The sequence below is a fragment of the Actinacidiphila glaucinigra genome (genome assembly GCF_900188405.1).
Classification (GTDB): Bacteria; Actinomycetota; Actinomycetes; order Streptomycetales; family Streptomycetaceae; genus Actinacidiphila; species Actinacidiphila glaucinigra.
Map to the genome: position 1 here is coordinate 188,130 of NZ_FZOF01000012.1, position 26,417 is coordinate 214,546.

Below are 26,417 nucleotides of genomic sequence, written 5' to 3' on the forward strand. Positions count from 1 at the left end.
GCCCCGATCCCGGCGAAATCGCCTTGCCCCCTCCGTCGCGGCCCTGCGAGCTTTGAGGCCTGGGACGGGACACGGGGGACGGGCCGGTGCGGGAAGAGGGGCGGCCGTATGGACGTTTCAGGCATCGTGTCGGCCCTCGACTTCACCGCGGGCCTCGAGGGGTATCTGCGGGACGGACACGTCTTCTGGGCGTACGCGGTGCTCGCCGCCACCACCGCGCCGCCTCTGGTGCCCAACGCGGCGCTCCTGGTCACCGGGGGCGTGCTCGCCGCCCAGGGGCGGCTGTCCCTCGCGCTCGTCCTGCTGGTCGTCGCGGGCAGCGCCCTCGCGGGCGACCTGCTGATCCACCGCACCGGCCGGGCCGTCAGCGGGCGGGTCCTGACCAGGCTCTACCGTCGGCCGCGCCGCCGTGCGCTGCTGGAGTGGGCCAGCGTCCGGATACAGCGGCACGGTGTGCCCTTCGTCATCGCCGTCCGCTTCCTGCCCAGCGGGCGGGTGGTCGGCGGCCTGTCGGCGGGCATCGTGCGCTATCCGGCCCGCCGCTACATGATCGGCGCGGGCGTGGCCGAGGCGGTCTGGGCCACGTACTCGGTGGGCCTGGGCTACTTCGGCGGGCTCGCCGTGTCCAACTCGCTGTACGCCGTCGCGCTGGGCCTCGGCGTCTCCCTGGCCGTCGCCGGGGCCGGCGGCGTGGCGCAGATGCTCTCCGGGCGCCGCTCGGCACGGGCGGGTGCGGCGCCGCCCGGACGCGTGGTGGCCTCCGGCGGCGCCGGGCCCGGCGGTGCGGGCGCACCGGAGGCGGGCGTACCGGAGGCGGACGCCCCGGACGGGGAGCCGGCGGACCGGGCACTGCGGGGCTGAGGCGGGCCGCCGGGGAGCGGGAGCCGTGCCGTCCGCGGTCTCAGGCGGTGGCGGCGGGGGCCGGGCCGGCTTCGGTCATCGCGACGGCCCCGGTGCCGACGTACGGGGCGAGGTAGCCGTAGAGGGCGGCCTTGACCTCCCCGACGTACGCGTCCCGCTCGGTGCCCTCGTGCGCCAGGACCAGGGCGAGGCCGGCCTTGAACAGACCGAAGGCCATCGCGGCCACCCGGCCCCGTTCGGCGGCCGACAGGGCGGGCGCGCGCAGGCCGAGCAGGTGCTCCACGCGCTCCAGCAGGGAGCTGTGCAGCACGTCGTGCTCCATGACGACCGTGCCGGGTACGTCGCTGTCGTGGACCAGGGCGAGGAATGCCGGGTTCTGGCAGTTGAACTCGATCATCGGGTCGACGATGACCTCGAGCATCTCGCGCAGCGGGAGCGAGGCGTTCTCGGGGGTGAACAGCTCCCCGTGCCCCTCGCGCATCCGCTGGTTGAGGATGCCGCCCAGTTCGATGGCGATGGCCTCCTTGTTCGGGAAGAACTGGTAGAGCGTGCCGGGGGACACGCCCGCCTCGCGGGCGATCGCGTTCGTGGTGGCCGCGGTGTAGCCGACCTTGCAGAACACTCCGGCGGCCGCCTCCAGCAGCTGTGCCACGCGCCGTTCGCCGCGGGCCTGCCGGCGTCGAGGCCTCTGCTCCTCAGGCACGTGTAATCCCCAATCACTGTTGACAAACGCGAGTGGTCGCTCGCATTCTGAAGAAACGCGAGTGATCGCTCGTGTTCGCCATTTTACGGCGGTTCCTCAGGGGAGGGGACACCTCTGCCATGTCCGATGTCAACCGCGAGCGCCCGCCGAGGGGCTGGACACGGGCCATGACCGCCCGCCCACGGCTCACCCTGCTGCTGGCGCTGCTGTTCACCGCCCTGGCCGTGGTCGCGGGCAGCGGTGTGGGGGACCGGCTGCGCAGCGGCGGATGGGAGGCTCCCGGCTCCGAGTCGGCCTACGCGGCCGAGGCGCTGGACCGCTACTTCCCGGACGCGCAGCCCAATCTGATCCTCCTCGTCGACGGCCGTGGCGCCGGTGTGGACTCCCCGGAGGTGGCGGCCGAGGGACGGGAGCTCGGTCGGCGGCTCGCGGCGGACAAGGACGTCACCGGCGTGACCTCGTACTGGACGACCGGGGCGCCCACGCTGCGCGCTGAGGGCGGCCGAGAGGCCGTGATCGCCGCGCGGATCGGGGGTGACGACGACGCCGTCGCCGAGGCGGTCGAGCGCCTCGCCCCCGAGTACCGGGGCAGGCACGGCGCGGTGGAGGTCGAGGTCGGCGGCATGGCCGCCTTCCGGAACGAACTGCAGACCACGATCCAGGAGGACCTGGCCCGCGCGGAACTCATCGCCCTGCCGGTCACCCTGTTGCTGCTGGTCATGGTGTTCGGCAGCGCCGTCGCTGCCGTACTGCCGCTGGGTGTCGGCATCGTGGCGATCCTGGGGGCCAATGCCGTGCTGCGGGGCCTGACGGCGTTCACGGACGTCTCGATCTTCGCGCAGAACCTCACCACGGCACTCGGCCTCGGACTCGCCATCGACTACGCCCTGTTCGTCGTCCGGCGCTTCCGGGAGGAGCTGGACACCGGCGCCGACCCGCTGACCGCCGTGGGCGCCACACTGCGCACGGCAGGTCGCACCGTGCTCTTCTCGGCCCTCACCGTGGCCGCCGCGCTCTCCGCGATGTTCCTCTTCCCGCAGTACTTCCTGCGCTCGTTCGCCTACGCCGGCATCGCCGTGGTGCTGCTCGCTGCGGCGGCGGCGCTGGCGATCCTGCCCGCCGCGCTGCTGCTGCTCGGGCCGCGGGTCAACTCCCTGGACCTGCGCCGCGTCCTGCCGCGACGGCGGAGCCAGGAGGCCGGACGGGAGCCGGGCGAGGGCTACGCGCGGCTCGCGCGGCTGGTGATGCGACGCGCCCCGCTGTTCGCGATCGGCACGGTCGCCGGGCTGGTCCTGCTCGGGCTCCCCTTCCTGCAGGTGCAGTTCGGCACCGCCGACGACCGCCAGCTGCCGGCGACGGCCGAGGCACATGTCGTGCAGCAGCACATACGCGATGGCTTCCCCGGCAACCCGGGCGGCGCGATCACCGTGCTCGCCGAGGGCCGTCCCACCGCGGAAGCGCTCGGCGACTACAGCAGCAGCCTGTCGGCACTGCCCGGAGTGGTCGTCGTCGACGGACCGGCCGGCCAGTACGCGCAGGGCCGGCGGACCGCGGCGCCCGGCCCGGCCGAGGCGGCCAGGGCAACCGACGGCGCGGCGTACCTGACCGTGCTGCCCAAGGCGGAGTCCGTGGACGAGGCGAGCCAGGACCTGGTCGGCAGGATCCGGGCGGTCGACGCCCCCTTCAAGGCCTCCGCCACCGGCACCGCTGCCCAACTGGTCGACACCAAGGACGTCATAGCCGACCGCCTGCCCTGGGCGGCCGCGCTGATCGTCGCGGTGACGCTGCTGCTGGTCTTCCTTCTCACCGGCAGCGCGATCATCCCTCTGCAGGCCGTGCTGCTCAACGCGTTGAGCCTCACCGCCATGTTCGGCGCGGTGGTGTGGGTGTTCCAGGACGGCCACCTGTCCGGTCTGCTCGACTTCACCGCGACGGGGAGCATCGAGACCACGCTGCCGGTGCTGATGTTCTGCGTCGCCTTCGGACTCTCGATGGACTACGGCGTCTTCCTCCTGTCGCGCATCAAGGAGGAGCACGACCGCACCGGTGACCACCGTGCGGCGGTCGTCTTCGGGGTGCGCCGCACCGGTGGCCTCATCACGGCGGCCGCGGTGATCCTGGCGGTGGTGATGGTGGCCATCGGCACCTCCCGGATCGCCAACACCAAGATGCTGGGCCTGGGGATCGCGCTCGCCGTCCTCATGGACGCGATGGTGGTGCGCACCCTGCTCGTGCCCGCCGTGATGCGGCTGACCGGGCGGGCCACCTGGTGGGCGCCGCGGCCGCTGAAGGCGCTGCACGACCGGTTCGGACTGAGCGAGGGCGGGGACCCCGGCAGGGCCCCCGGGCGGGAGGAGCCCGTACCGGACCCGGACCGGGACGTGAACCCGGACCTGCAGCCGGAACCGGCCCGCTCGGGCTGAGCGGCGGCGGGGCCGACGTCAGCCGAACTCCCGGCGCCCGCGGTTCCCCGGGCGCCGGGAACTCCACAGACGGACGGTGTCGGCGTACCAGAACGGCTTGCCGCCCTCCACGACGTCGGGGGGCGGCAGGTGCCCGTGCTTGCGGTACGAGCGCACGGTGTCGACCTGCACCCGGATGTGAGCGGCGATCTCGGCGTATGACCAGAGGGTCCGGTCCGTCATCTCCCACGCACCTCCCATGCGCCGGCCTCGGGGGGTGGCCGGCCTTTCCGGGACAACGACATGCGATCAGGGGCGGAAGGGGCTGTTGATCATCTGTGACGCGAAGCCCGCGTAACGGTGACAAATGTGGCGGGCGCATGACCGGCCTCCCTGATTGTCGGAGAAGCCGCCCGGGCGCGGAAGGCCGTGCCCTGCCTCAGACCTCGAACCGGGCGGGCAGCGAGGAGACCGCCACCGCCCTCTCGCCCGCTGCGGCCCCGTGCGCCGCGGCCCTGAGACGGTGGAGGACGGCGGTGCCCGCACGGGTGTAGGCCCCGGCGTCGTCGAAGAGCACGGAGTGCAGGTTGCCGGCGTCCATCAGCGCGATCAGCTCGAAGGCCAGCAGCGGGACGTCGGCGTCCGCACGCAACTGCCCAGCCCGCCGGGCCTTCTCGAGGGTGATCTCGACATAGGTGGTCCACTCCAGCCGGGCCTGGGCGACCGCGTCGTGCACCGGCCCGCTGCGCGCGTCGAACTCCGCCGACACCGCGAACAGGAAGCAGCCGCCCGGGAACACCCGCCGCCGCGAGTAGTCCAGCCACGACTCGCACAGCCGCCACACCCGCGCCAGCCCCGCCGGCAGCTCCCGCGACGGTTCCACCACCTGCCGGATGTACACCTCGCGGGCCGCCCGTACGGTGGCGAGCTGCAACTCCTCCTTGGAGCCGAACAAGGCGAACACCCCGCTCTTGCTGAGCCCGAGCTCGGTCGCCAGCCGGCCCAGGGACAGCCCTTCCAGACCCTCGGCCGAGGCGATCGCCATGGTGCGGTCCAGCACCAGCCGGCGGGTCTGGTTGCCGCGCTCCACCCGGCCGTCCGTACGCGTAGCTGCCATCCGGGCATCCTAGGGAAGGCCACGTCCGGGCGGCAGGCGCCGGGCGTAAGGTCGATGGCGTGACCTCGACGAACCCTTTCCTCAGCCCGAGCACCCTGCCGTACGAGCTGCCGCCGTTCGCGGACATCCGCGAGGAGCACTACCTTCCCGCCTTCGAGCAGGGGATGGCCGAGCAGCTCGCCGAGACCGAGGCCGTCGCCGCGAACCCCGAACCGCCGGGCTTCGAGAACACGATCGTCGCCCTGGAGCGCTCCGGAGACCTGCTGGACCGCGTGTCGAAGGTCTTCTTCAACCGCGCGAGCGCCGACACCGGTCCGGGCATCCAGGAGATCGAGGCCCGGATCAACCCCGCCCTCGCCGCCCACGCCGACGCCATCCACCTGAACCCCGTCCTCTACTCCCGCGTCAAGGCGCTGTACGAGACCCGGACGGAACTCGGCCTGGACGCCGAGGCGCTGCGGCTGCTGGAGCGGTACCACACCCGTTTCGTCCGCGCGGGCGCCGAGCTCACCGAGGAGGGCCGCGAGCGGCTCAGGGCGCTCAACGCGGAGATCGCGGAGGCCTCCACGGCCTTCGAGCAGAACCTGTTCGCCGACACCAAGGCCGCCGCCCTCGTGCTCGACGGCGCGGACGAGCTGGCCGGGCTCTCCGCCGACGCCGTCGCCGCCGCGGCCGCCAACGCCACCGCCCTCGGCCACGACGGCAAGTACGTCCTCAGCCTGAAGAACTTCTCCAACCAGTCCGAGCTGGCCTCGCTCGACGACCGCGCCCTGCGCGAGCGCCTGCTGACGGCCTCGCTCGGCCGCGGCCTGACCTCCAACCGCGAACTCACCGTCAGGCTCGCCCGGCTGCGCGCCGAGCGTGCCGCCCTGCTCGGCTACGAGAACCACGCCGCGTACGTCGTCGCCGACCAGACCGCGGGCACCCCCGAGGCCGTGACCTCCCTGCTCGCACGCCTCGTCCCGCCCGCGGTCGCCAACGCCGAGCGCGAGGCGGCCGCCCTGGCCGCCGCCTCCGGCCTGGAGGACTTCGCGGCCTGGGACTGGACCTACTGGTCGGAGAAGGTCCGCAAGGCGGAGTACGACATCGACACCGCCGCCATGCGCCCCTACTTCGAGCTGGACCGGGTCCTGCGGGACGGCGTCTTCCACGCCGCCGGCCAGGTCTACGGGCTGGGCTTCACCGAGCGCACCGACCTCGCCGGCTACCACCCCGACGTCCGGGTCTTCGAGGTCTCCAACGCCGACGGCTCGCCCCTCGGCCTCTACCTCGGCGACTTCTTCGCCCGCGCCTCCAAGCGCGGCGGCGCCTGGATGAACAGCCTGGTCGACCAGTCGGCGCTCTTCGGCCGCAAGCCCGTGGTGGTCAACAACCTGAACGTCGCCAAGCCCGCCGCCGGCGAGCCCGCGCTGCTCACCTACGACGAGGTCAACACCCTCTTCCACGAGTTCGGCCACGCGCTGCACGGCCTGTTCTCCGAGGTCCGCCACCCCTTCTTCTCCGGTACGGCCGTCCCGCGCGACTTCGTCGAATACCCCTCCCAGGTCAACGAGATGTGGGTGACCTGGCCGGAGGTGCTGGCCCACTACGCCCGCCACCACGAGACCGGCGAGCCCGTGCCCGCCGAACTGGTGACCCGCATGGAGGCCGCGGAGCGCTTCGGCCAGGGCTTCCGCACGGTGGAGTACCTCGCGGCCGCCGTCCTCGACTGGGCCTGGCACACCATCCCGGCCGGTCACGACCCGGGCGACGCCGAGGAGTTCGAGGCCGCCGCCCTGAAGGAGGCGGGGCTCGCGCTGCCCGCGATCCCGCCGCGCTATCGCAGCACCTACTTCGCGCACATCTTCGCCCACGGCTACAGCGCCGGGTACTACTCGTACATCTGGAGCGAGGTGCTCGACGCCGACACCGTGGAGTGGTTCAAGGAGAACGGCGGCATGCGGCGCGAGAACGGTGACACCTTCCGCCGTGAACTGCTCTCCCGCGGCGGCAGCGTCGACCCGATGGCCGCGTTCGAGGGCTTCCGCGGCCGGGCGCCGCGCATCGAGCCGCTGCTGACGCGCCGGGGTCTGACCGGCTGACCTTTCCGGGGATCCGGGGACCTTCCGGCCCGAGGGGGGCGTCCGTACCGCCGTACGGCCGCTCCCCGCCGAGCCGTTGGTCGGCGAGTCCCCGGTCGCGGGAACCCGATCGGACCCCTGACGCAGACTTATCAGGAATGATCTATACCGGATCGGTCACGGCCACATTACAGACAGCTCTTGTCTCTGCGCGCATGGTGAAGCTCTGCCACGGTGTCTTCACATCCGAGCCTCAGGGGGTTCACCATGTCTCAGTCGTCGCACGCATCGCCACCGGGTCACTACCCACCGCATCAGGAGCCGGACTGGAGCCGGCCGCCGAAGAAAAAGGGTGCCGGGAAGATAGTCGGAATCGGGGTCGTCGCCATCGTTGTCATCATCGGCGGCAGCGTCGCCTTCGCCCTCAAGACCGGTGAGGACAAGAGCGGTTCGGGGAACGACTCCCCGGCCTCCGTGTCCCCGGCGGGGGACAGCGGCCAGAAGTCGGCCCCGCGGGACGCGAAGGTCACCTCGTGCGCCCTCGCCGCCTTCAGCAAGTGGCCCAGTGCCGAGGTGACCATCACCAACCACAGTTCGGAGACCTCCGACTACCAGGTGCGCATCGCGTTCGTGGACGCCGGCGGAGGTCGTATCGCCGAGGCCGTGGCGAACGCGACGGGTCTGGCCTCGGGGGACGCGATCGACACGAGCGCCCAGGGATCCGAGCCCGCCTCCGGCGACATCGACTGCAAGGTCATCGAGGTGCTGCGCAAGGCGAGTTGACCCCTCGCCTGCCCTGCCGGCCGCCGGGGCGTGAACGCGGCGCGATCCGCCGCCCCTCCGGCGCCGGTGACACCGGCCGGTATTCCGGACCCCGCGGTACGGGACCGCGGGGTCCTTCCGCTTCTCGCCCGGGCCGCCGCCGTGCGGGCGGTAGTCGGATTCCGTGAAGGTTCCGCATAAGGCTCCGACACACGCCAGGACGATCCGAAATGGCGGAAAAGCGTCACGGGCATGCGGTGCCACGAGGTGGGTCCCGTCCATCTGACGGCCCGTTCCGTCGTATGAGGGCGCCGGGCGCGGGTGATACGTGTGCGTGTATCCCCCATGTACCCCATTTCGGGTGCGGAGTGTCACCGATGCCCTGATCCCGATCACCTTGCGTGGACCTGCACGTCTCGTTCATCTTCTCTCCGTTCGGCCTTCACTCTTCCTTGAACGCAGCCCCCTCATGGCCCGCGACTGTCAGTGCCGCCTGAGGACGCATTTTCGGCCTGAGGCGCACCGGCGCGAAGGGGAGGGAGGTCGGCCGCCATGGTCCGGCCACGCGTTCTGTACATGTCGGCTCACGCGGGTGGCAGGTCCCTGCCACAAGCCTCATCGCCCGCGCGACCGGGGAATTCGGAGGATCCCGGGTCCTCCTCGGAGGGCTCGTCGCGTGCGGCGAGACCCGGCGGGGGAACCAGACCCGACGGCCCGGACCGGCGGGGCCGCGACGAGCGGGGCGACCGTCACGACCGCCCCGCAGCGGCGGCCGCCGCGGTCGGCTGGCGGCTGGTCGGCGCCAACAACCGGGAACTGGGCCGCAGCGCTGTCACCTACGCCTCCCTCGTGGAGTGCCAGGCCGCCGTGCTGCTGCTCCGCGAGCACATCGGTCAGATCCGCGCGCAGCTGTCCATGGCCGACGCGGGCGGCACCTGGACGTGGCGCGTCGAACTCGCCGGCAGGGACGTCGCCGTGTCCGGGCGGACCTACCACCGCCTGCGCGAGTGCCAGCAGAACCTCGGTCGCTTCCTGGCCGCGGTCCCGGTCGCCGAGTTGACCGAGGGCACGGCCCAGCGCCCGCGGCTGCGCGGCCTGCGCGCCTCGGCGCCCGCGCGGTCTACGCGAGGAGAACCGGAGGAACCCCGCGACGGGCGGGCCCGGCGGGGTACCGCCGTCCAGGCCGCACCTGCGGCGACCGCCGTGAGCGCCGTCCAGGCCGCGACCGCCGCGACCGCCATGCCCGCCGCGTCCGCCGTTTCCGGTATCGGGGCGGTGGCACGATGACCACCTTCGTTCCCGGTCTCACCGGCACGGAGCCCGGCCCGGCCGCCGATGACGTACCGCGCGACATCCGTTCGTCCCCCGAGCCGGCGGACCGCGCGTTCCGCCTCGTCGCCCGCGGCAGCGGTGCCGCGGTGCTTGCGATCATGCTGCTGGTCGGCTTCTTCCTCACCTACCGCGCTTGGGGCGCGCTGAGCGTCGCCGGCTTCTCGTTCCTCACCACCTCCGCCTGGGAGCCCGACTCCCACCGCTTCGGCATCGCGGCGGTGATCACCGGAACGGTGCTGATCGGCCTGGTCGCCATCAGCCTCGCCCTGCCGCTGGCGCTGGGCACGGCGCTGTACATCTCCGAGTACGCCCCGCGGCGGCTGAAGCGGTTCCTGGTCAGCCTGGTCGACCTCATGGCGGCGGTGCCGAGCGTGGTCTACGGCCTGTGGGGGGCGTTCTTCCTCCAGGGGCACGTCGTCGGGCTCTCCCGCTGGATCTCCACGTACTTCGGCTGGATCCCGCTCTTCCGCGTGGAGGGGGCGGAACCGGACGACCCGCTCGCGAGCATGACCGTCTACACGTCCTCCACCTTCATCGCCGGCATGGTCGTCGCGCTGATGGTGACCCCGATCGCCTGCTCGGTCATGCGGGAGGCGTTCTCCCAGGCACCGCCCGGCGAGCGCGAGGGCGCGTACGCGCTCGGCGCGACCAGGTGGGGCATGATCCGCTCCGTCGTCCTGCCCTTCGGGCTCGGCGGCGTGATCGGCGGGACGATGCTCGGCCTCGGCCGGGCGCTGGGCGAGACCATCGCGGTCTACATGATCATCTCGCCGGTGTTCGAGATCCAGCCGCACATCCTGCAGAACGGCGCCATCTCCGTCTCGTCGCTGATCGCCCTGCGCTACGGATCCGCGAGCGAACTGGGCATGTCGGCCCTGATGGCCGCAGGTCTCACGCTCTTCGTCATGACCCTCATCGTCAACTTCATCGCCTCCTCGATCGTGGCGCGCAGCCGCTCGGGCGCGGGGGCGGAGGCCTGAAATGACCGATCTCCTCAAGACGCCGCGGACGACGATGCCCACCCGCGAGGAGGACGCGGGGCCAGAGGTGCGCCGCAACACCTCGCCCGTGACGGTGGAGGACCGGCTGGCCGTGGCCGGCGCCCTGGCCGGTTCCGTGGCCCTGACGTTCGTGCTGTTCGGCTGGATCGCCCCGTTCGACTCGCTGCTGGGCTTCGTCGTCGTCGCCTACCTCCTGTTCATCGGCCTGTACGCGGTGCTGATCTCCCTCGACGAGAACCGCGTCGCGGTACGGGACCGGGTGACGGCGGTGGTGTGGCAGAGCCTCGCCGCCCTGCTCCTGGCGGCTCTGGGCTTCGTGGTCATCTACGCCCTGCTGCGCGGCCACCGGGCGCTGGGGCACTGGAACTTCTACACGCAGGACATGTCGAGCACCGGCCCGCTGGCACCGCTCACCCAGGGCGGCGTCCTGCACGCGATGGTCGGCACGCTGGAGCAGATCTCCATCTCGCTGGCGATCACCGTGCCGCTGGGACTGATGTGCGCGGTCTTCCTCAACGAGGTGCCCGGCGGCTACGCCCGCTTCGTGCGCACCGTCGTGGAGGCGATGACCGCACTGCCGTCCATCGTGGCGGGCCTGTTCATCTACGCCACCGTCATCCTCATGATCGGCGTCGACAAGTCCGGCTTCGCTGCCGGCCTCGCGCTGAGCGTCATGATGCTGCCGATCATCATCCGCGCCGCAGACGTGGTCCTCCGCCTGGTGCCGGGCTCCCTGCGCGAGGCCTCCTACGCGCTCGGCTCCGGTCAGTGGCGCACCGTCTGGACGGTGGTGCTGCCCACCTCCCGCTCCGGCCTGACCACCGCGGTGATCCTCGGCACCGCCCGAGGGATCGGGGAGACCTCCCCGGTGCTGCTCACCTCGGGGGCCGCGGCCGGCGTCAACGCCAACGCGCTGAGCGGACCGCAGACCTCGCTGCCGCTCGCCACCTTCCAGCTCGTCACTCAGCCCCAACCCAACATGATCACTCGGGGATTCGGCTGCGCCGCGCTGCTGATGTTCCTGGTGCTGCTGCTGTTCCTGCTGGCCCGCGTCATCGGCGGCCGGGGCCCCGGCGAGCTCTCCCGGGGCAGGCAGCACCGCCGGGTGCTGGCCTCCCGCCGGGACGTGGAGCGCATGGAACGCCGCCCGCAGCGGTTCCCGCAGCCCGCGGCCCCGTCCGGGACCGAGTCGTGACCGCCCACCCCGCCCGTACCCCGGGCACCGCCCGCACCGATCAGGAGCAACCCGCCATGCCCGGAGCACGTCCGGCACCCTCCGAACGTCCCCGCGTCAGAGTCCTGACCGCCCTCGCCCTGATGCTGGCGGCGTTGCTGTTCGGCGCCTCGCTGCCCGTCGCCGAGGAGGCGGCCGCAGCGACGTACGTCCCGATCTCGGGCGCCGGGTCCACCTGGAGCCAGAACGCCCTGGACCAGTGGCGGGCCAACGTCAAGCAGTACAACATGACGGTCAACTACACCGGCAACGGATCCTCCGACGGCCGCAACCAGTTCCGCAACGGCACCGTCGACTACGGCGTCTCCGAGATCCCCTACGGCGTCAAGGACTCCGGCGTCGTCGACAGCGCCCCGAGCCGCAAGTTCGCCTACATGCCGATCGTGGCCGGCGGCACGTCGTTCATGTACAACCTCACCATCGGCAACCGGCGGGTGACCAACCTGCGGCTGTCCGGCGAGGTCATCACCAAGATCTTCACCGGGGTCGTCAAGACCTGGAATGATCCGGCGATCGCGGCGGACAACCCCTCGCTGGCCGCGGCGCTGCCGGCCCGCAGGATCGTTCCGGTCGTCCGCTCGGACGGCTCCGGGACCACCGCGCAGTTCTCGGCCTGGATGGCCAGCGAGCACGCCGGACTGTGGGACGCCTACTGCCGCAAGGCCGGCCGCAGCACACCCTGCGGTACCACCTCCAACTACCCGATGGTCTCCGGCAGCGGCTTCGTCGGCCAGGCCGGCTCCAACGGCGTCTCCGGCTACGTGGCCCAGAAGGGCAACGTCGGGACCATCACCTACGTCGAGTACTCCTACGCCGTCTACACCACCGGCTTCCCGGTGGTGAAGGTGCTGAACAAGGCGGGCTACTACACCGAGCCCACGGCCCGGAACGTCGCGGTGGGTCTGCTCAAGGCCGACATCAACCCCAAGACGCTGACCCAGGAGCTCACCGGCGTCTACCGCGACAGCGACCCGCGCACCTACCCGCTGTCCAGCTACAGCTACATGATCGTGCCGACCGCGGTGGAGGCGAACTTCAGCAAGCAGAAGGGCAAGACCCTCGGCGCCTTCGCGTACTACTTCCTCTGCCAGGGGCAGCAGCACGTGGACGACCTGGGCTACTCACCGCTGCCGGTCAACCTCGTGAAGGCCGGTCTGCAGCAGGTGCGCCGCATCCCGGGTGTCGACGTCGAGTCCGTGAACATCAAGAATTGCCACAACCCGACCTTCTCCGCCAGCGGCGCCAACACCTTGGCCAAATCCGCCCCCTACCCGCCCACCTGTGACAAGAAGGGCGCATCCCAGTGCGCCACCGGCACCGGCGGCGACAAGACCCCGACCCAGGTGACCGGCGGCAAGGGTTCGGGCGGTTCGTCCTCCGGGGGCGGGTCCGGCAACGGCACCGGCAACACCTCGACCGGCGGCAAGGGCGGTACGGGCGGTACCACCGGCGGCACGGGCGGCGGGGACGACGGCGGGACGTCGGCCGGCGGCACGAGCGCCTCGCCCTCGGTCGACCCTGACACCGGACAGGTGGTCACCAACGACGGCTCGGCCTCCGGCACCGTCGACGGCGGTGCCTACTCCCAGCCCGTCACCACCGCCAGCAGCATCGGCGGCGGCACGCGCCGCGCCCTGATGGTGCTCGCCGCGGTGCTGCTGCTGACGCTGACCGTGGCGCCGCCGCTGCTCACTTCGGTGCTCAACGCGAAGCGGAGGCGGTCGTGATCGCCCCTCGCATGCGCCGGCCCCTACTGCGGGCGCTCGTCGCCTGTGTCCTGGTGCTGAGCGGCGCGGCCGCGCCCGTCGTCTCCTCGCAGGCCGACACCGGGGCGAGCGGCTCCGCCGTGACCGTCTCCGGCACGGGGGAGTTCGCCGACCTGAAGGTGTCCGTCGACCAGACGGGGAACCTGGTCAACCAGGTCGTGAAGGTCACCTGGAAGGGCGGCAAGCCCACCGCCGACGACACCAAGTACCCCGCCGACTACCTCCAGATCATGCAGTGCTGGGGGGACGACGCCAAGGGGCCGAGCCCCGAGCAGTGCCAGTTCGGCGGCTCGGCCGACGGCGGTACCGGTGGCGGCGCGGGCGCGTGGACCAACACCCGTCAGCTCAGTTACGGGAACCTCAAGGACCCGGCGCAGACGCTGCCGCCTCCCCCCGAGCACAGCACCCTGTCGTTCATGCCGTTCCGCTCGGTCACGGGCGAGCGGCTGAACACGGGCAACACCAACGTCTACTTCGACTCGAACACCACCAACGAAGTGCCCTACGCCCGGACGGGCCCCAACGGCACCGGCGAGGTGTACTTCGAGGTGCAGACCGCGAGCGAGGCCCCCGGCCTCGGCTGCGGAGAGGTGCCCAAGGGCCGGACCAGCGCGCGCTCGTGCTGGCTCGTGGTGGTGCCCCGCGGCGAGACGGAGGTGGACGGCACCTCGTACCGGTCCCACACGGACGGCGTGCTGCAGTCCTCGCCGCTCTCGGCGACCAACTGGAAGCAGCGCATCGTCGTCCCCCTGCGCTTCGAGCGGACCGGCACCTTCTGCCCGATCGGGGCCGACGAGCGTCCCACCCTGGGGACGGAGATCGTGGGCGAGGCCGTCCGCCGCTGGCAGCCCACGCTGTGCCAGACCGGCGGCAAGACCATCTACGGCTATGCCCAGGTGACCGACGACACGGCCCGCGCCAAGCTGGTCTCCGGCAAGCCCGGCATGATCTTCGTCAACCGGGCGGCGACCGCCGACCAGGTGCCGTCGGACCAGAAGCCGGTCTACGCGCCGGTGACCCTGTCCGGGCTGACCATCGGCTTCTTCATCGAGAGCCGGGCGAAGAGCGACGCGCCCGACCCTGTCCAGGAAGCCAACGGCAGCCGCCTCGACTCGCTCAACCTCACCCCGCGCCTGGTGGCCAAGCTGCTCACCGAGTCCTACCAGGACGGGAACTCCCGCTTCGCCGAGAGCACCGCGAAGAACCCGTACAACCTCGGTTACGACCCGGAGTTCGTCAAGTACAACCCGAAGTACGCCGACCTGGTCTTTCCCGGTTACCTCGGCGACGCCATCGTGGCCCAGCCACTGGCGGACGCGACCTGGCAGCTGTGGGAGTGGATCGACAAGGACCCCGCCGCCCGGGAGTTCCTCGACGGCACCCCCGACAACGAGGGCAGCCACGGCGACCCGTCCTTCTCCGGGATGACGGTCAACCCGCACTACAAGGACATGGACCTGCCGCAGAGCAGCTTCCCGAAGAGCGACCCCTACTGCCAGGAGTTCACGGAGCTGCCGGACCACCCCAACCAGCCGCCCCTGTGCATCCAGGACAAGCACCCGTACGCCGCAGACCTGCACGCGGCCGCCCGGGCCGTGGCCCGCGGCGAGACCCTGTCCCGCGGCAACTGGGACCCGACCACCAAGCCGCCGGCCTACAAGAAGGACCCGCCGCTGGCCGCGGGCAAGCGCGCGATCCTGGCCGTGACCGACACGGCCACGGCACTGCGGTACGGGCTGGTGACGGCGAGCCTGCAGAACGCCTCCGGCGCCTTCGTCGCCCCGACCGACGCGTCCCTGCTGGCCGGAGAGAAGGCGATGAAGCCCAGCGGGGTGGCCGGCGTCATGGTGGCCGATCCCAGGGCCGCGGCCAAGGGCGCCTACCCGCTCACGCTCCTCAGCTACGCCGCCACCGTCCCCGAGAAGCTCAGCAAGCAGGAGGGCCGGGACTACGCCGCGCTGCTGCGGTACGCGGTCGGCAAGGGCCAGGCGCCCGGAGTGACCTCCGGCACCCTCCCGGACGGCTACGCCCCGCTTCCGGCGTCGCTGCGCGAGCAGACCGAGTCGGCCGCCGACGCCATCGCCTCCCGGTCGGGCCCCTCCGCGCCCGAAGAGGAGGAGGAAGAGGCCTCCGACGGCAGCGGTGGCGGCACGGGCGGTGGTGGCGGGCAGACCGTCGTCCCGCCGCCGGCCTCCACCCCGCCCCCGTCGGCCTCGCCGAGCACCCAGGCGTCCACGTCGCCGCCGGTCCCCGTGGCCGCCGAGGGCCCGTTGTCCCGTACGCCCGAGTGGGTGCTGGGCGCCGTGCGCTACGTCCTCCTGATCGCCCTGGTCGCCGGGCTCGTCGCGGCCGTCTGCGGCCCCCTGCTGCCGAGGGTGGCGCCGCGGCTCGCGGCAGGCATCCAGACCTGGCGCGCCAAGGGCACGGCCGGTCGAGAGCCGAGGGGGTGATGCCCGAACCCGAGACCACGACAGGTCCGCGCCAACGAACTGTCTGAAACAACCGTGCCGGGCACCACCCCGGCGCAAGCCTATCCGAGAGGTAAACGCAAGTGAACATACGCAAGTTCGCGGTGGCCGCCGTCGGCGTCGCCGGTCTGCTCACCGGTACCGTCTGCGCCAGCGTCGCCGTCGCCGACCCTTCCGGCGCCCCGGCCTTCCGCCAGCTGTCCGGTGTGGGTTCCGACACCACCCAGGACGTCATGAACGGCATGGCCCAGTCGATCACGATCGGCGGCCAGAAGGTGATCGGCTCCTACGACGCCACCGGTTCGGCGAAGATCACCACCAAGAGCGGCACGACCTGCACCATCGACCGCCCGAACGGCTCGGGTGCCGGCCGCAACGCGCTGGTCGCCTCCCTGCAGGCGAATGACAACTGCCTCGACTTCGCCCGTTCCTCCAGCCTCAGCCTGGGCGCCGTCGACCCGGACCTCACCTACGTCCCGTTCGCCGTGGACGGCGTGACCTACGCGATCACCGGCTCCAGCCAGATCCCGCGCAAGCTCACGCTGAACGACCTCAAGCAGATCTACACCTGCAACAAGGACTACGTGGGCACCGCCCCCAACTTCACCATGACCGCCTACCTCCCGCAGGCGGGCTCCGGCACGCGCAGCTTCTGGGAGTCCACCGTCGGCATCTCGGACACCGACGTGAAGAACGGCGTCTACCCCTGCATCAAGGACGTCAAGGGCGGCAACCCGGTGCAGGAGCACGACGGCCGCATCCTCGACGACAAGTCGATCGTGCCGTTCTCCATCGCCCAGTACAGCTCGCAGGCCACGCAGACCATCGCCGACCTGCGCGGCAAGGCGGTCCTCGGCACCATCGACGGCGTCGCGCCGACCGTGCTGAACAGCAACTTCGGTGTCAAGCGCGACGTCTACAACGTGATCCCGACCAGCAAGGTCGGCACGGCGCCGTGGAGCACGGTCTTCGTCGGCTCGAACTCGCTGATCTGCCAGAAGACCGACGTGATCAACACCTACGGCTTCGCGGCCAACGCCAACTGCGGCGACACCAGCAAGCAGACCCCCTGATACACGCCCTGTTGCTTCCGTCACTTTCGCACACTCCGAAAAGGGAGAGCACGACAGTGTTCAAGAACAAGCTCTCGCGGGCCATGGCGGGCGGGCTCGCGAGCCTGGTCGCCGCCTGCGCGGCGGGCCTGATCGCGGCCCCGGCCGCGCACGCCGCCGAGATCGGCGGCCTGACCTTCAGCCCGGCCACCGGCACCGACACCACGGGTATCGCGCTGACCACGTCGGACGTCTGTCCCGACGAGGCGACCAACGTCATCGTGTCCGTGACCGGTTCGGGCTTCCCGGCCGAGGGCCAGACCGTCGTCGGCAACGCGTCGAAGGACATCTACCCGATCTCCGGCGACGGCGGGATGATCGTCCCGCTGACGCAGACCATGCGCGACTACGCCAAGGACGCCGGCTTCAACGAGCTGAAGGGCGAGTACGCCTTCAAGGTCACCTGCCGGCTGGCCTTCGGCTCCTCGAACTTCGGCGACTTCACCGGCTCGATCTGGTTCACGTCCAACGAGACGTACCAGAACACCGACCCGAGCGTGAAGATCGACACCACCACCGCCCTCGCGGTGTCCCCGGCCAGCCCGGTCACCCAGGGCGAGACCGTGACGCTGACCGCCAACGTGACCCCGGCGGCCGCCGAGGGCAAGGTGCAGTTCAAGGACAACGGCACCGCGCTCGGTTCCCCGGTCGCCGTCTCCGCCGGCACCGCGGTCCTCACCACGAACGCCCTGGCCGCGGGCGACCACGACCTGACCGCCGAGTTCGCCCCGACCGGCGCCGCGTACAACCCGTCCGCCTCCTCCGCGGTGGCGTACAAGGTGAACGCCCCGCAGGCGACGGCGACGACGACCTCGCTGGCCATCTCGCCGTCCGCCACCACGCCGCAGTTCAGCCCGGTCACCATGAACGCCACGGTCACCCCCGCCGCTGCGGCGGGTTCCGTGAAGTTCCAGGACACCGTGGGCGGCACCACCACCACGCTGGCCACCGTCCCCGTCTCGGGCGGCCAGGCCTCCTTCACCACCAGCAGCCTGGCGAAGGGCGAGCACAGCTTCTCCGCGGCCTTCGTCCCGGCGAACAGCGGGGCCTACACCGGTTCCGACTCCGGCGCGGTCCCGTACCTGATCGGTGACTTCGCGGGCGTCTCCGCCTCGCAGGACATCACCACGACCGTCGAGTCCGGCGCCCTGGTCATCAGCGTTGACAACCCGCACGTCACGCTGCCGTCGCCGGTGCTGAACGCCGACGGCGACCTGCTGACCACCGCGGGCGACATCAACACCGTCACCCTCACCGACACCCGCGCCGGCAACCCCGGCTGGAGCGTCAGCGGCCAGGTGACCGACTTCTCCGACGGCGGCACGCACGCCATCAACGGCCAGAACCTGGGCTGGACGCCGAACGTGGTCGACCACGCCCCGGCGCAGACCGTCACCGCCGGCTCCGCGGTCTCCGCGGCGCAGGGTGTCGCCTCCGGCGACGCCGGCCAGGGCGGTCTGAAGTCCTCCCGTTCCCTGGCCACCGGTACCGGCCTTGGTACCGCGCACCTGGGTGCGGACCTCGCTCTGAACGTGCCGACCTCGACCGTGGCCGGCACCTACACCGCGACCCTCACCCTGACGGCCATCTGAGCCGGCGGACGGCCTGAGGGGCGCTGACGCCCCCGGGGCCGGTCCGGGCCGGGACGGGCAGCGATGCCCGTCCCGGTTCCCGGGTCCGGCCCGTCCGCACGACCCGGCAAGTACGCCCCGCACCACCTTGTCCCACCCGCGCCCGATCGGACGACCTGACATGATCACACGATCAGCCCGCCGTATCGCCGCCGTCCTGGCCGCCTGCGTCCTCGCCGTACTACCGGCCGCCGAAACGGCGTCGGCCGCCGCCCCGCAGGCCGCCGCCTCCCACACGGCCTCCGCACGACCAGGCGCGGGCCCGAACGGGCGCACCACCTTCGGCGTCCAGCCGTCCTCGGCCGACAAGCCGGACGGCCGGCCCAACTACTCCTACGGCGTGACCCCGGGTGCCGTCATCCGGGACCACATCGCCATCTGGAACTACAGCGCCAAGCCCCTGACGCTGAGCGTCTACGCCGCCGACGCCATCAACTCCGCGGAGGGCGGCTTCGACCTGCTCCCGCGGGCCACCAAGTCCAGCGACGGCGGCACCTGGATCAAGCTCGGCAGGTCCAGGGTGACCGTGGCCGCCCGTTCCCGCGTCATCGTCCCGTTCACGCTGACCGTGCCGCGCACGGTGACCCCCGGCGACCACCCCGCCGGCATCGTCGCCTCGCTGTCCGCGATGCGCACCGGCGCCAAGGGCGACCGGGTCCAGGTCGACCAGCGCGTCGGCGCCCGGATGTACCTGCGGGTGGCCGGCCAGCTCAGGCCGCTGCTCTCCGTCGAGGACCTGCGCACCGACTACCACGGCACCGCCAACCCCTTCGGGACCGGCACCGCCACGGTGTCCTACACCGTGCGCAACACCGGCAACGTCCGGCTGGCCGCCGAGCAGACGGTCCGCGTCCACGACGCGTTCGGCGGCATCGCCACGGTGAAGGGCTCGCGCGACCTCGCCGAGATCCTCCCGGGCAACGCGCTGAGGATCAGCGTCACGGCCACCGGCGTCCTGCCCACGGTGCGCGACACCACCACCGTCTCGGTCGACGCGGTCTCCGTGCGCGGCGACGTCGCGATCCCCGACCTGCCGAGCCTGACGCGTTCCCAGGGCTTCTGGGCGGTGCCGTGGTCCCTGCTCGCCGTCCTGGCGGTGGTCGTCGCGGTGGCCGTCGTGTGGTGGGTCCGCCGCAGGCGCCACCGCCGCGGACCGCGTCAGGGCGCCGCCCGCACCGCCACGACCGCGCCGAAGAAGCCGGCCCCCGCCTCGCGCGCCTCCGCTCCCGTCGCCATGGTGCTGGCCGCCCTCTCGCTGTGGGCGGCCGCTCCCGCCGCCCACGCCGCGGCGCCCGGCGGCCTCACCGTCGCGCCGCAGCACGGCAGTGCCACCGAGCCCATCACCCTGACCGCCGCCGGGCCCTGTCCCGACGGGACGCGGAACGTCATCGCCTGGGTCAAGGGCGCCGGATTCCCCCGTGACGGCAAGGTCGTCGTCGGCAACTCCGAGATCGGCACCTACCCGGCGGCACCGGGCGGCGGACGGGTGATCCCGCTGACCTACACGATGCAGGACTACGCCCTCGACGCCGGCTTCAGCACCCTGCGCGGCACCTACACCTTCACCGTCAGCTGCCTTGAGGCCCCCTTCGGCCTCAAGAGCCTGCGGGACTTCAGCGGTTCGCTCCGCTTCACCTCCAGGACCTCCTACACGGACGGCACCCGGGCCACCCCCGAGAAGCCCGCGGCCGGATCCTCCGCCCAGCCGGGCGGCACGGCGGGGCAGGGGCAGCCGTCCACTCCTGACGGGTCCGGCCCGTCGGCCCCGGCCGGCGGCGAGGGCACCGTGCCCTCCGGCGCGCCCGGCCAGGGCGGAGTCACCGGGGTCGTGAACGCCGCCTCGGCCGACCCGGCCGGCGACGCGTACGGCTCCCTCGCGGCCTGGTCGCTCGGCGGCTTCGCGGTCGCCTTCCTGGTGCTCCTGACGGGAGCCGCCCAGTGGGTGCGGGGGCGCAGGGGGCGTGCCGCGCGAGCGGGCACGTCCGGCTGAGCACCCGTCACCCACGTCCATCACAAGCAATGAGGAGAAAGACAGTGTCGTTCACACGCCTGCACCGCTCGACCGCGGCCGCGCTCGGCTCGCTCGTCCTGGCCGGAGGGGCGGTGGGCATCATGGCCGCGACCTCCGCGCACGCGGACACCATCGGCACGCTGAAGATGAACCCGGCCACCGGCACGGACACCAGCGGGATGGACTTCACCACCTCGGCCATGTGCCCTGCCGAGGCGACCCACGTCATCGTGTCCGTCACCGGTTCGGGCTTCCCCGAGGAGGGCATGAACCTCGTCGGCAACGCGTCCAAGGAGATCTACGCCGAGACCGAGGGCGGCTTCCGCGTTCCGCTGACGCAGACCATGCGCGACTACGCCAAGGACGCGGGCTTCGACGAGCTCGAGGGCCGCTACGAGTTCACGGTCACCTGCCGCTTGGCGTTCGGCGAGACCACGTACGGCGACTTCAAGGGCTCGGTCTGGTTCACCACCAACACCACCTACCAGGACACCGACCCCGCGGCCGGCACCCCGACGCCCACCCCGACGAACACCACCACGCCGAGCGGCACCCCCACTCCGACGTCGGACCCGACCGACACCGGCGAGCCCACGGACACCAGTGAGCCCACCGACACTGGTGAGCCCACGGACACCGGTGAGCCCACCGACACCACCGGCGGCGACACGACCGGTGGCGACACGACCGACGGCGGCTCGGAGGGCATCTCCACCGAGGTCGACGGCGGTGCCTCGGGCGACGACGGCGGCTCGCTGGCGGCCACCGGTGCCGACGCCGGCTGGCTCGCCGCGGTGGCGGCCGCCCTGGTCGCCGGCGGCACCGTCGCCGTCCGCCAGGCCCGCCGCCGCGGTCTGCTGTCCTTCGCCGACACCCCGAACGACTGAGACGGCGGGAGACGACCAATGAAGATCACGACCATGCGCCGGCGACTGTCGTTCGTCCTCGCCTCGGCGATCGCCGCGGGCGGCATCGCCGTCGCCGCCGCCGGGACGGCCAGGGCCGAGGTCATCGGCTCCATGGAGGTCGCCCCGGCCACCGGCACGGACCTCTCCGGGATATCGATGACCACCTCGGCGCCGTGCCCAGAGGAGGCGACCAACCTCATCGTCAAGGTCAGGGGCGCGGGCTTCCCGGCCGAGGGCCAGAACGTGGTGGGCAACTCGGACATCGCCATCTACCCGGCGGCGCCCGGGGGCGGCTTCTCCGTCCCCCTGATGCAGACGATGCGGGACTACGCCAAGGACGCCGGCTTCGACGAGCTGAAGGGCCGTTACGACTTCACCCTGACCTGCCGCAAGGCCTTCGGGGCGGACACCTACGGCGACTTCACCACCGCCATCTGGTTCACCTCCAACACCGCCTACCAGAGCACCCCGCCCCCCACCCAGGCCGCCACCACGACCACCCTCGCCGCCACCCCGGCGAGCCCGGTGGTCCAGGGCACCGCGGTGAAGCTCACCGCGACGGTGGCTCCGGCGGCGGCCGGCGGCTCGGTCCGCTTCCTGGACGGCGCGACCGCGATCGGCTCCCCGGTCACGGTGTCGAACGGCACGGCCTCGCTGACCACCACCGCCCTGGGCGTCGGCACCCACGCGCTGACCGCGGCGTTCACCCCGGCCGACGCGGCGGCGTACAAGCCGTCGGCCTCGGCGGCCCTGCCGTACACCGTCAAGGTCAAGCCCCCGGTGGTCGTCACGGCCGCGAAGGTGACCGGCACCGTCAAGGTCGCCTCGAAGGTGACCTGCTCCGCCACGTTCAGCGGGGCGACCTCCTACGCGTACGCCTGGCTGCGCGACAACAAGGTCGTCAGCGGCGCCACCGCCAAGACCCGGGGTCTGACCTCGACCGACTACAAGCACAAGGTGTCCTGCCGGGTCACCGCGAAGAACAGCACCGGCAGCACCGCGGCGACCAGCCCCGCGGTGACCGTGGGCGTCGGCCCGGCGCTGAAGAACACCAAGCTGCCGACCATCAGCGGCACCGCCAAGGTCGGCAAGCGGCTCACCGCCAAGGCCGGCAGCTGGAGCCCCTCCGCCACGTCCTACGGCTACGAGTGGCGGCGCGACGGCAAGGTGATCCGCGGCGCCACGCACTCCACGTACACGCTCACCAAGGCCGACCGCGGGCACCGCGTCGCGCTCAGGATCACCGCGAAGCGGTCCGCCTACACCAACGGCGGCGCCACCTCCAAGTCGGTGAAGGTCGGATGACCCCACTCGGCACGCCGGTCCGGGTGGCCCCCGGCCCCGTCCGGCCCGCCCCCTCGGGGAACGGGCCGGCGGACCCCACCCCGCCGCCGGGGCCGGCGGCCGGCCGGACGCGCACCGCGCGTCCGGCCGGCCCCGGCCTGCGGGTCGCCGGGGCGGCCCTGAGCATCCTGGCGGCCCTGCTGCTCGGCTTCGTCGTGGACGTGGGCCTGCTCGGCCAGGTCCGCCACGCCCGCGACCAGCAGGTGGACTACGCGAGCCTGCGCGGCGACCTCGCCAACGGGGTGGCGCCCGTGGGCGGGTCCGGCGACGGCATCAAGCCGCTGGTCTCCGGCACCCCCGTGGCGGTGCTCTCCGTCCCGGGGCTCGGGCTGCGCGAGGTCGTCGGCGAGGGCAGCACCTCGGAGGTCCTGGCCCGGGGCCCGGGCCACCGCCGCGACACCCCGCTGCCCGGCCAGGCCGGCGTCAGCGTCATCATGGGGCGCCAGGCCACCTACGGGGGCCCCTTCCGGCACCTCGGCGGCCTCCACCCGGGCGAGCAGTTCACCGTGACCACCGGCCAGGGCGTGCACCGCTACCGCGTCGTCGCGGTGCGCAGCGCCGGTGACCCCCAGCCCGCGCCGCCCGCGGCCGGCAAGGGGCGCCTGACGCTGATCACCGCGGAGGGCACCGCCTTCATGCCGCGCGGCATCCTGCGGGTGGACGCCGACCTGATGTCCGACGTCCAGCCCGCCTCCGCCCCCTCCGTTCCCGCGGGCGCGCTGCCCCCGGAGGAGGGCGCGATGGCCGTCCAGGAGTCCGCCTGGCTGCCCGTCGTCCTGTGGGGCCAGGGCCTGCTCCTCGCCGCCGCCGGGCTCGCCTGGGCGCACGCCCGCTGGGGACGGCGGCACGCCTGGGTCGTCGGCGTCCCCGTGCTCGGCCTGCTCGGCCTCCTCGTCGCGGACCACGCGGCCATGCTCCTGCCCAACCTGATGTGAGGACCCGTTCGTGACCGAGACCACCATCCCGCTCCCGCCGATCACGGAGGACGCCGGCACCGGCGCCACCCTGGAAGCCCGCCGCATCTCGTGCTGGTTCGGCGACCACAAGGTGCTCGAGCGGGTCTCCCTGACCATGCCCGCCGGGCAGGTCACCGCCCTCATCGGGCCCTCGGGCTGCGGCAAGTCCACCTTCCTGCGGACCCTGAACCGGATGCACGAACTCGTGCCGTCCGCCTCCCTGGCGGGCGAGGTCCTGCTCGACGGCGAGGACATCTACGCCCGCGGGCGCCGCCTGACCGAGGCCCGGCGCCGCATCGGCATGGTCTTCCAGAAGCCCAACCCCTTCCCGGCGATGTCGATCTACGACAACGTCACTGCGGGACTCAAGCTCACCGGGCAGCGGGTCCGCGAGTCCTCGAAGGACGCCCTCGTCGAGGAGTGCCTGACCAAGGCCGGCCTCTGGAAGGAGGTCCGGGCGCGGCTGCGCCAGCCCGGCGGCGCCCTCTCCGGAGGCCAGCAGCAACGCCTGTGCATCGCCCGTTCGCTGGCCGTACGGCCCAAGGTGCTGCTCATGGACGAGCCCTGCTCGGCGCTGGACCCCACCTCGACCCGGCGCATCGAGGAGACGATCCGCGAACTCGCCCACGAGGTGACGATCGTGATCGTCACCCACAACATGCAGCAGGCCGCCCGCGTCTCGGACCAGTGCGCCTTCTTCCTCGCGGAACAGGGCACCCCCGGCGGCATCGTGGAGCACGGCCCCACCACCGCCATGTTCGGCAACCCGACCGATCCCCGGACGGCCGACTACGTGGAGGGCCGGTTCGGGTAAGGGGTGGCCATGGCTTCTCACACGTCCCTCTCGCAGCCGCGGCCGGTCCGCGGGGTCCTCGCCGTCGTCGGCTCGGCCGCCGACGGCGTCGAGACCCTGCGCGAGGGCCTCGTCCTGCCCGCGATCGCCCGCGGCTGGCGCGTCGCCGTCACGCTCACCCCGACCGCCGCACGCTGGCTGCGGGAACGGGACGAGATCGGGCGGCTGCGCGATGTGACGGGCCTGCCCGTACGCGACCGGTCGCGGCTCCCCGGCGAGCCGCGGCCCCATCCGGCCGCGGACTGCTGCGTGCTGGCCCCGGCGGGCGCCAACACCCTGGCCAAGCTCGCCCTCGGCATCGCCGACAACCAGGCCCTGACGCTGCTCGCCGAGGTCCTCGGCACCCCGCACGTGCCCCTCGTGGCCGTCCCGGCCGTCACCGCGGCCCACACCCGGCACCCCGCATGGCCCCGCCATCTGGCCACCCTCCGCGAGGCAGGCGTCCACGTCCTCCACGACCCGGACGCGCGGCCCCTGCCGGAACCGGGCGAGGAGTCCGACGGACGCGGCCTTCCCTGGGCTCATGTCCTGGACGCGGTGGACCGCCTCACGCGATGAGGGGATGCCCGCGCCTGATGGCAGGGGCGTAGGCCGGGGCACGGCGCACGGCATGGCCCCCGCGGTGAGAAGGCACGGGTGCGGTGCCGGCAGACCTGCCGGCCCGCGTGCCGTCGGCCCCTGTCAGGGGTATCGGGACCCGCGCGCCCGCGGGAGGCGGCTCGCCCTCGGCCGCAGGCCGCCCACCGCCGAAGCGACGCCTAAGCGGGGTCCTGGACGTCCTCGAGCAGGACGGTCTCGTCCTCCCCGAAGTCCGGGGCCTGGAAGGGGTTCGTCGCCGGAGGCGGCGACGCCGCGGTCGCAAAGCGGGGCTGCCCGTCCGGGGCGGAGAACAGTGACGTCTGGTCGATGAGAGGTTTCCCTTTCGTTACAGGTCCCTGGAGGGGCCTGGCGTGCCGTGACCCGGCACAGCGGTCCTACAGCTTGGTCATCTTGGCGTACGGACTCGGGATCCGCACTTGGGCCGAGCCGAAATCGACGAGCGCCGCGACTCCGTCGTCGACGCCGATCACCCGGCCGAGACCGTAGATGTCGTGTGTGACCTGGTCACCGACGGCGAAGTGCTTGGGAGCCGGCGTGGCCGGGGCCTTGAAGGGGCTGGTAGGCAAGTGACGCTTCGGTGCAGCAGGCTTTGTCATCGTCCCCAGTATGCACCCATGAAATGGCCGGGTGGCCGACTCCCCGGGACGGGAGCAGCTGATCGTCGGACTTCAGTCCGACAGGTGCCTGGCCTGCCCGCCGGCGGGCAGACGGGCGGGTCAGCCGCGAAGGAGGCGGAACGGCCCGTACCCTTCATTGTGTCTACGGCGTCACATAGCGGGCGCCAAACACTGGAGGCCATACCCCGTGCTGATTGCACAGCGTCCGTCACTGACCGAAGAGGTCGTCGACGAGTTCCGTTCCCGGTTCGTGATCGAGCCGCTGGAGCCGGGCTTCGGCTACACCCTCGGCAATTCGCTCCGCCGCACGCTCCTCTCCTCGATTCCGGGTGCCGCTGTCACCTCGGTCCGGATCGACGGTGTCCTGCACGAGTTCACGACCGTGCCGGGCGTCAAGGAGGACGTCACCGACCTCATCCTGAACATCAAGTCCCTGGTCGTCTCCTCGGAGCACGACGAGCCGGTCGTGATGTACCTGCGCAAGCAGGGTCCGGGTGTGGTCACCGCCGCCGACATCGCGCCCCCGGCCGGTGTCGAGGTGCACAACCCCGATCTGGTGCTGGCCACCCTGAACGGCAAGGGCAAGCTGGAGATGGAGCTGACCGTCGAGCGCGGTCGCGGCTACGTCTCGGCCGTGCAGAACAAGCAGCAGGGGCAGGAGATCGGCCGTATCCCGGTC

The 26,417-nt window shown here is 72.2% G+C and carries 22 protein-coding genes; 18 read left to right on the forward strand and 4 right to left on the reverse strand.

Annotation, left to right across the window (positions count from 1 at the left end):
* The first annotated feature begins 108 nt into the window (after positions 1-108).
* Positions 109-861, forward strand: a complete 753-nt coding sequence (locus CHF15_RS24050) for a DedA family protein (RefSeq protein WP_245939007.1) — start codon at positions 109-111, stop codon at positions 859-861.
* A gap of 40 nt (positions 862-901) precedes the next feature.
* Here CHF15_RS24050 and CHF15_RS24055 read toward each other — a convergent pair whose 3' ends face one another.
* Positions 902-1,564, reverse strand: a complete 663-nt coding sequence (locus CHF15_RS24055; RefSeq protein ID WP_179279933.1) for a TetR/AcrR family transcriptional regulator — start codon at positions 1,562-1,564, stop codon at positions 902-904.
* Between the two features lie 119 nt (positions 1,565-1,683).
* On the opposite strand from CHF15_RS24055, the gene CHF15_RS24060 reads away from it, so the two are divergent.
* Positions 1,684-3,987 (forward strand): MMPL family transporter, encoded by a 2,304-nt coding sequence (locus tag CHF15_RS24060; RefSeq protein WP_089225938.1) that lies wholly within the window; start codon positions 1,684-1,686, stop codon positions 3,985-3,987.
* A gap of 18 nt (positions 3,988-4,005) precedes the next feature.
* Here CHF15_RS24060 and CHF15_RS24065 read toward each other — a convergent pair whose 3' ends face one another.
* On the reverse strand, positions 4,006-4,209 hold the full coding sequence (locus CHF15_RS24065; protein ID WP_089225939.1) for a MarR family transcriptional regulator: 204 nt from the start codon (positions 4,207-4,209) through the stop codon (positions 4,006-4,008).
* Between the two features lie 196 nt (positions 4,210-4,405).
* On the reverse strand, positions 4,406-5,083 hold the full coding sequence (locus tag CHF15_RS24070; RefSeq protein WP_089225940.1) for a TetR/AcrR family transcriptional regulator: 678 nt from the start codon (positions 5,081-5,083) through the stop codon (positions 4,406-4,408).
* Positions 5,084-5,142: 59 nt separating this feature from the next.
* Between CHF15_RS24070 and CHF15_RS24075 the strand changes: the two genes are divergently transcribed.
* From CHF15_RS24075 to CHF15_RS24145, 15 genes are all read left to right on the forward strand, one after another.
* On the forward strand, positions 5,143-7,164 hold the full coding sequence (locus CHF15_RS24075; RefSeq protein WP_089225941.1) for a M3 family metallopeptidase: 2,022 nt from the start codon (positions 5,143-5,145) through the stop codon (positions 7,162-7,164).
* A 246-nt stretch (positions 7,165-7,410) separates the two neighbouring features.
* The gene (locus CHF15_RS44465) at positions 7,411-7,926 is read left to right on the forward strand and encodes an FxLYD domain-containing protein (RefSeq protein ID WP_143681627.1); all 516 of its coding nucleotides are present in this window, start codon (positions 7,411-7,413) and stop codon (positions 7,924-7,926) included.
* An 828-nt stretch (positions 7,927-8,754) separates the two neighbouring features.
* Positions 8,755-9,192, forward strand: a complete 438-nt coding sequence (locus CHF15_RS24090) for a hypothetical protein (RefSeq protein WP_089225944.1) — start codon at positions 8,755-8,757, stop codon at positions 9,190-9,192.
* On the forward strand, positions 9,189-10,217 hold the full coding sequence (pstC, locus tag CHF15_RS24095) for a phosphate ABC transporter permease subunit PstC (RefSeq protein ID WP_089225945.1): 1,029 nt from the start codon (positions 9,189-9,191) through the stop codon (positions 10,215-10,217). The genes CHF15_RS24090 and pstC overlap by 4 nt, the downstream gene beginning before the upstream one ends.
* A gap of 1 nt (position 10,218) precedes the next feature.
* The gene (gene pstA, locus CHF15_RS24100; protein ID WP_220093319.1) at positions 10,219-11,433 is read left to right on the forward strand and encodes a phosphate ABC transporter permease PstA; all 1,215 of its coding nucleotides are present in this window, start codon (positions 10,219-10,221) and stop codon (positions 11,431-11,433) included.
* Between the two features lie 56 nt (positions 11,434-11,489).
* Positions 11,490-13,199, forward strand: coding sequence for a phosphate ABC transporter substrate-binding protein PstS (locus CHF15_RS24105; protein ID WP_089225972.1), 1,710 nt, complete (start codon positions 11,490-11,492; stop codon positions 13,197-13,199).
* Complete coding sequence (locus CHF15_RS24110) at positions 13,196-15,688, forward strand: hypothetical protein (protein WP_143681628.1); 2,493 nt, start codon at positions 13,196-13,198, stop codon at positions 15,686-15,688. Before CHF15_RS24105 ends, CHF15_RS24110 begins: the two co-directional genes overlap by 4 nt.
* A gap of 101 nt (positions 15,689-15,789) precedes the next feature.
* Positions 15,790-16,779, forward strand: a complete 990-nt coding sequence (locus CHF15_RS24115) for a hypothetical protein (RefSeq protein ID WP_220093320.1) — start codon at positions 15,790-15,792, stop codon at positions 16,777-16,779.
* Between the two features lie 56 nt (positions 16,780-16,835).
* A complete protein-coding gene (locus CHF15_RS24120) occupies positions 16,836-18,410 on the forward strand; it encodes an Ig-like domain-containing protein (RefSeq protein WP_220093321.1) in 1,575 nt (524 codons plus the stop codon).
* A 160-nt stretch (positions 18,411-18,570) separates the two neighbouring features.
* Entirely contained in the window at positions 18,571-20,439 is a 1,869-nt protein-coding gene (locus tag CHF15_RS24125; protein ID WP_089225947.1) for a hypothetical protein, read from the forward strand.
* Between the two features lie 44 nt (positions 20,440-20,483).
* On the forward strand, positions 20,484-21,347 hold the full coding sequence (locus tag CHF15_RS43970; RefSeq protein ID WP_107418561.1) for a hypothetical protein: 864 nt from the start codon (positions 20,484-20,486) through the stop codon (positions 21,345-21,347).
* An 18-nt stretch (positions 21,348-21,365) separates the two neighbouring features.
* Positions 21,366-22,673: an Ig-like domain-containing protein gene (locus CHF15_RS24130; RefSeq protein ID WP_089225948.1), complete on the forward strand. Its 1,308-nt coding sequence runs from the start codon at positions 21,366-21,368 to the stop codon at positions 22,671-22,673.
* Positions 22,670-23,647, forward strand: coding sequence for a sortase domain-containing protein (locus CHF15_RS24135; RefSeq protein ID WP_089225949.1), 978 nt, complete (start codon positions 22,670-22,672; stop codon positions 23,645-23,647). The genes CHF15_RS24130 and CHF15_RS24135 overlap by 4 nt, the downstream gene beginning before the upstream one ends.
* Before the next feature lie 70 nt (positions 23,648-23,717).
* The gene (locus CHF15_RS24140; RefSeq protein ID WP_245939010.1) at positions 23,718-24,482 is read left to right on the forward strand and encodes a phosphate ABC transporter ATP-binding protein; all 765 of its coding nucleotides are present in this window, start codon (positions 23,718-23,720) and stop codon (positions 24,480-24,482) included.
* Between the two features lie 9 nt (positions 24,483-24,491).
* A complete protein-coding gene (locus tag CHF15_RS24145; RefSeq protein WP_089225951.1) occupies positions 24,492-25,079 on the forward strand; it encodes a flavoprotein in 588 nt (195 codons plus the stop codon).
* A 416-nt stretch (positions 25,080-25,495) separates the two neighbouring features.
* On the opposite strand, the gene CHF15_RS24150 is transcribed toward CHF15_RS24145, so the two are convergent.
* Positions 25,496-25,717, reverse strand: coding sequence for a hypothetical protein (locus CHF15_RS24150; RefSeq protein ID WP_089225952.1), 222 nt, complete (start codon positions 25,715-25,717; stop codon positions 25,496-25,498).
* Between the two features lie 208 nt (positions 25,718-25,925).
* Between CHF15_RS24150 and CHF15_RS24155 the strand changes: the two genes are divergently transcribed.
* Positions 25,926-26,417, forward strand: a 492-nt coding sequence (locus CHF15_RS24155; protein ID WP_143681629.1) for a DNA-directed RNA polymerase subunit alpha, incomplete at its 3' end; no start/stop codon positions are given.

Bases quoted from the DNA above. Each gene is read 5' to 3' on its own strand.
- CHF15_RS24105 (WP_089225972.1), top strand. From the start codon at position 11,490: ATGCCCGGAGCACGTCCGGCACCCTCCGAACGTCCCCGCGTCAGAGTC.
- CHF15_RS44465 (WP_143681627.1), top strand. From the start codon at position 7,411: ATGTCTCAGTCGTCGCACGCATCGCCACCGGGTCACTACCCACCGCAT.
- CHF15_RS24065 (WP_089225939.1), bottom strand. From the start codon at position 4,209: ATGACGGACCGGACCCTCTGGTCATACGCCGAGATCGCCGCTCACATC.
- CHF15_RS24125 (WP_089225947.1), top strand. From the start codon at position 18,571: ATGATCACACGATCAGCCCGCCGTATCGCCGCCGTCCTGGCCGCCTGC.
- CHF15_RS24050 (WP_245939007.1), top strand. From the start codon at position 109: ATGGACGTTTCAGGCATCGTGTCGGCCCTCGACTTCACCGCGGGCCTC.
- CHF15_RS24135 (WP_089225949.1), top strand. From the start codon at position 22,670: ATGACCCCACTCGGCACGCCGGTCCGGGTGGCCCCCGGCCCCGTCCGG.
- CHF15_RS24060 (WP_089225938.1), top strand. From the start codon at position 1,684: ATGTCCGATGTCAACCGCGAGCGCCCGCCGAGGGGCTGGACACGGGCC.
- CHF15_RS24130 (WP_089225948.1), top strand. From the start codon at position 21,366: ATGAAGATCACGACCATGCGCCGGCGACTGTCGTTCGTCCTCGCCTCG.
- CHF15_RS24070 (WP_089225940.1), bottom strand. From the start codon at position 5,083: ATGGCAGCTACGCGTACGGACGGCCGGGTGGAGCGCGGCAACCAGACC.
- pstC (WP_089225945.1), top strand. From the start codon at position 9,189: ATGACCACCTTCGTTCCCGGTCTCACCGGCACGGAGCCCGGCCCGGCC.
- CHF15_RS24145 (WP_089225951.1), top strand. From the start codon at position 24,492: ATGGCTTCTCACACGTCCCTCTCGCAGCCGCGGCCGGTCCGCGGGGTC.
- pstA (WP_220093319.1), top strand. From the start codon at position 10,219: ATGACCGATCTCCTCAAGACGCCGCGGACGACGATGCCCACCCGCGAG.
- CHF15_RS24150 (WP_089225952.1), bottom strand. From the start codon at position 25,717: ATGACAAAGCCTGCTGCACCGAAGCGTCACTTGCCTACCAGCCCCTTC.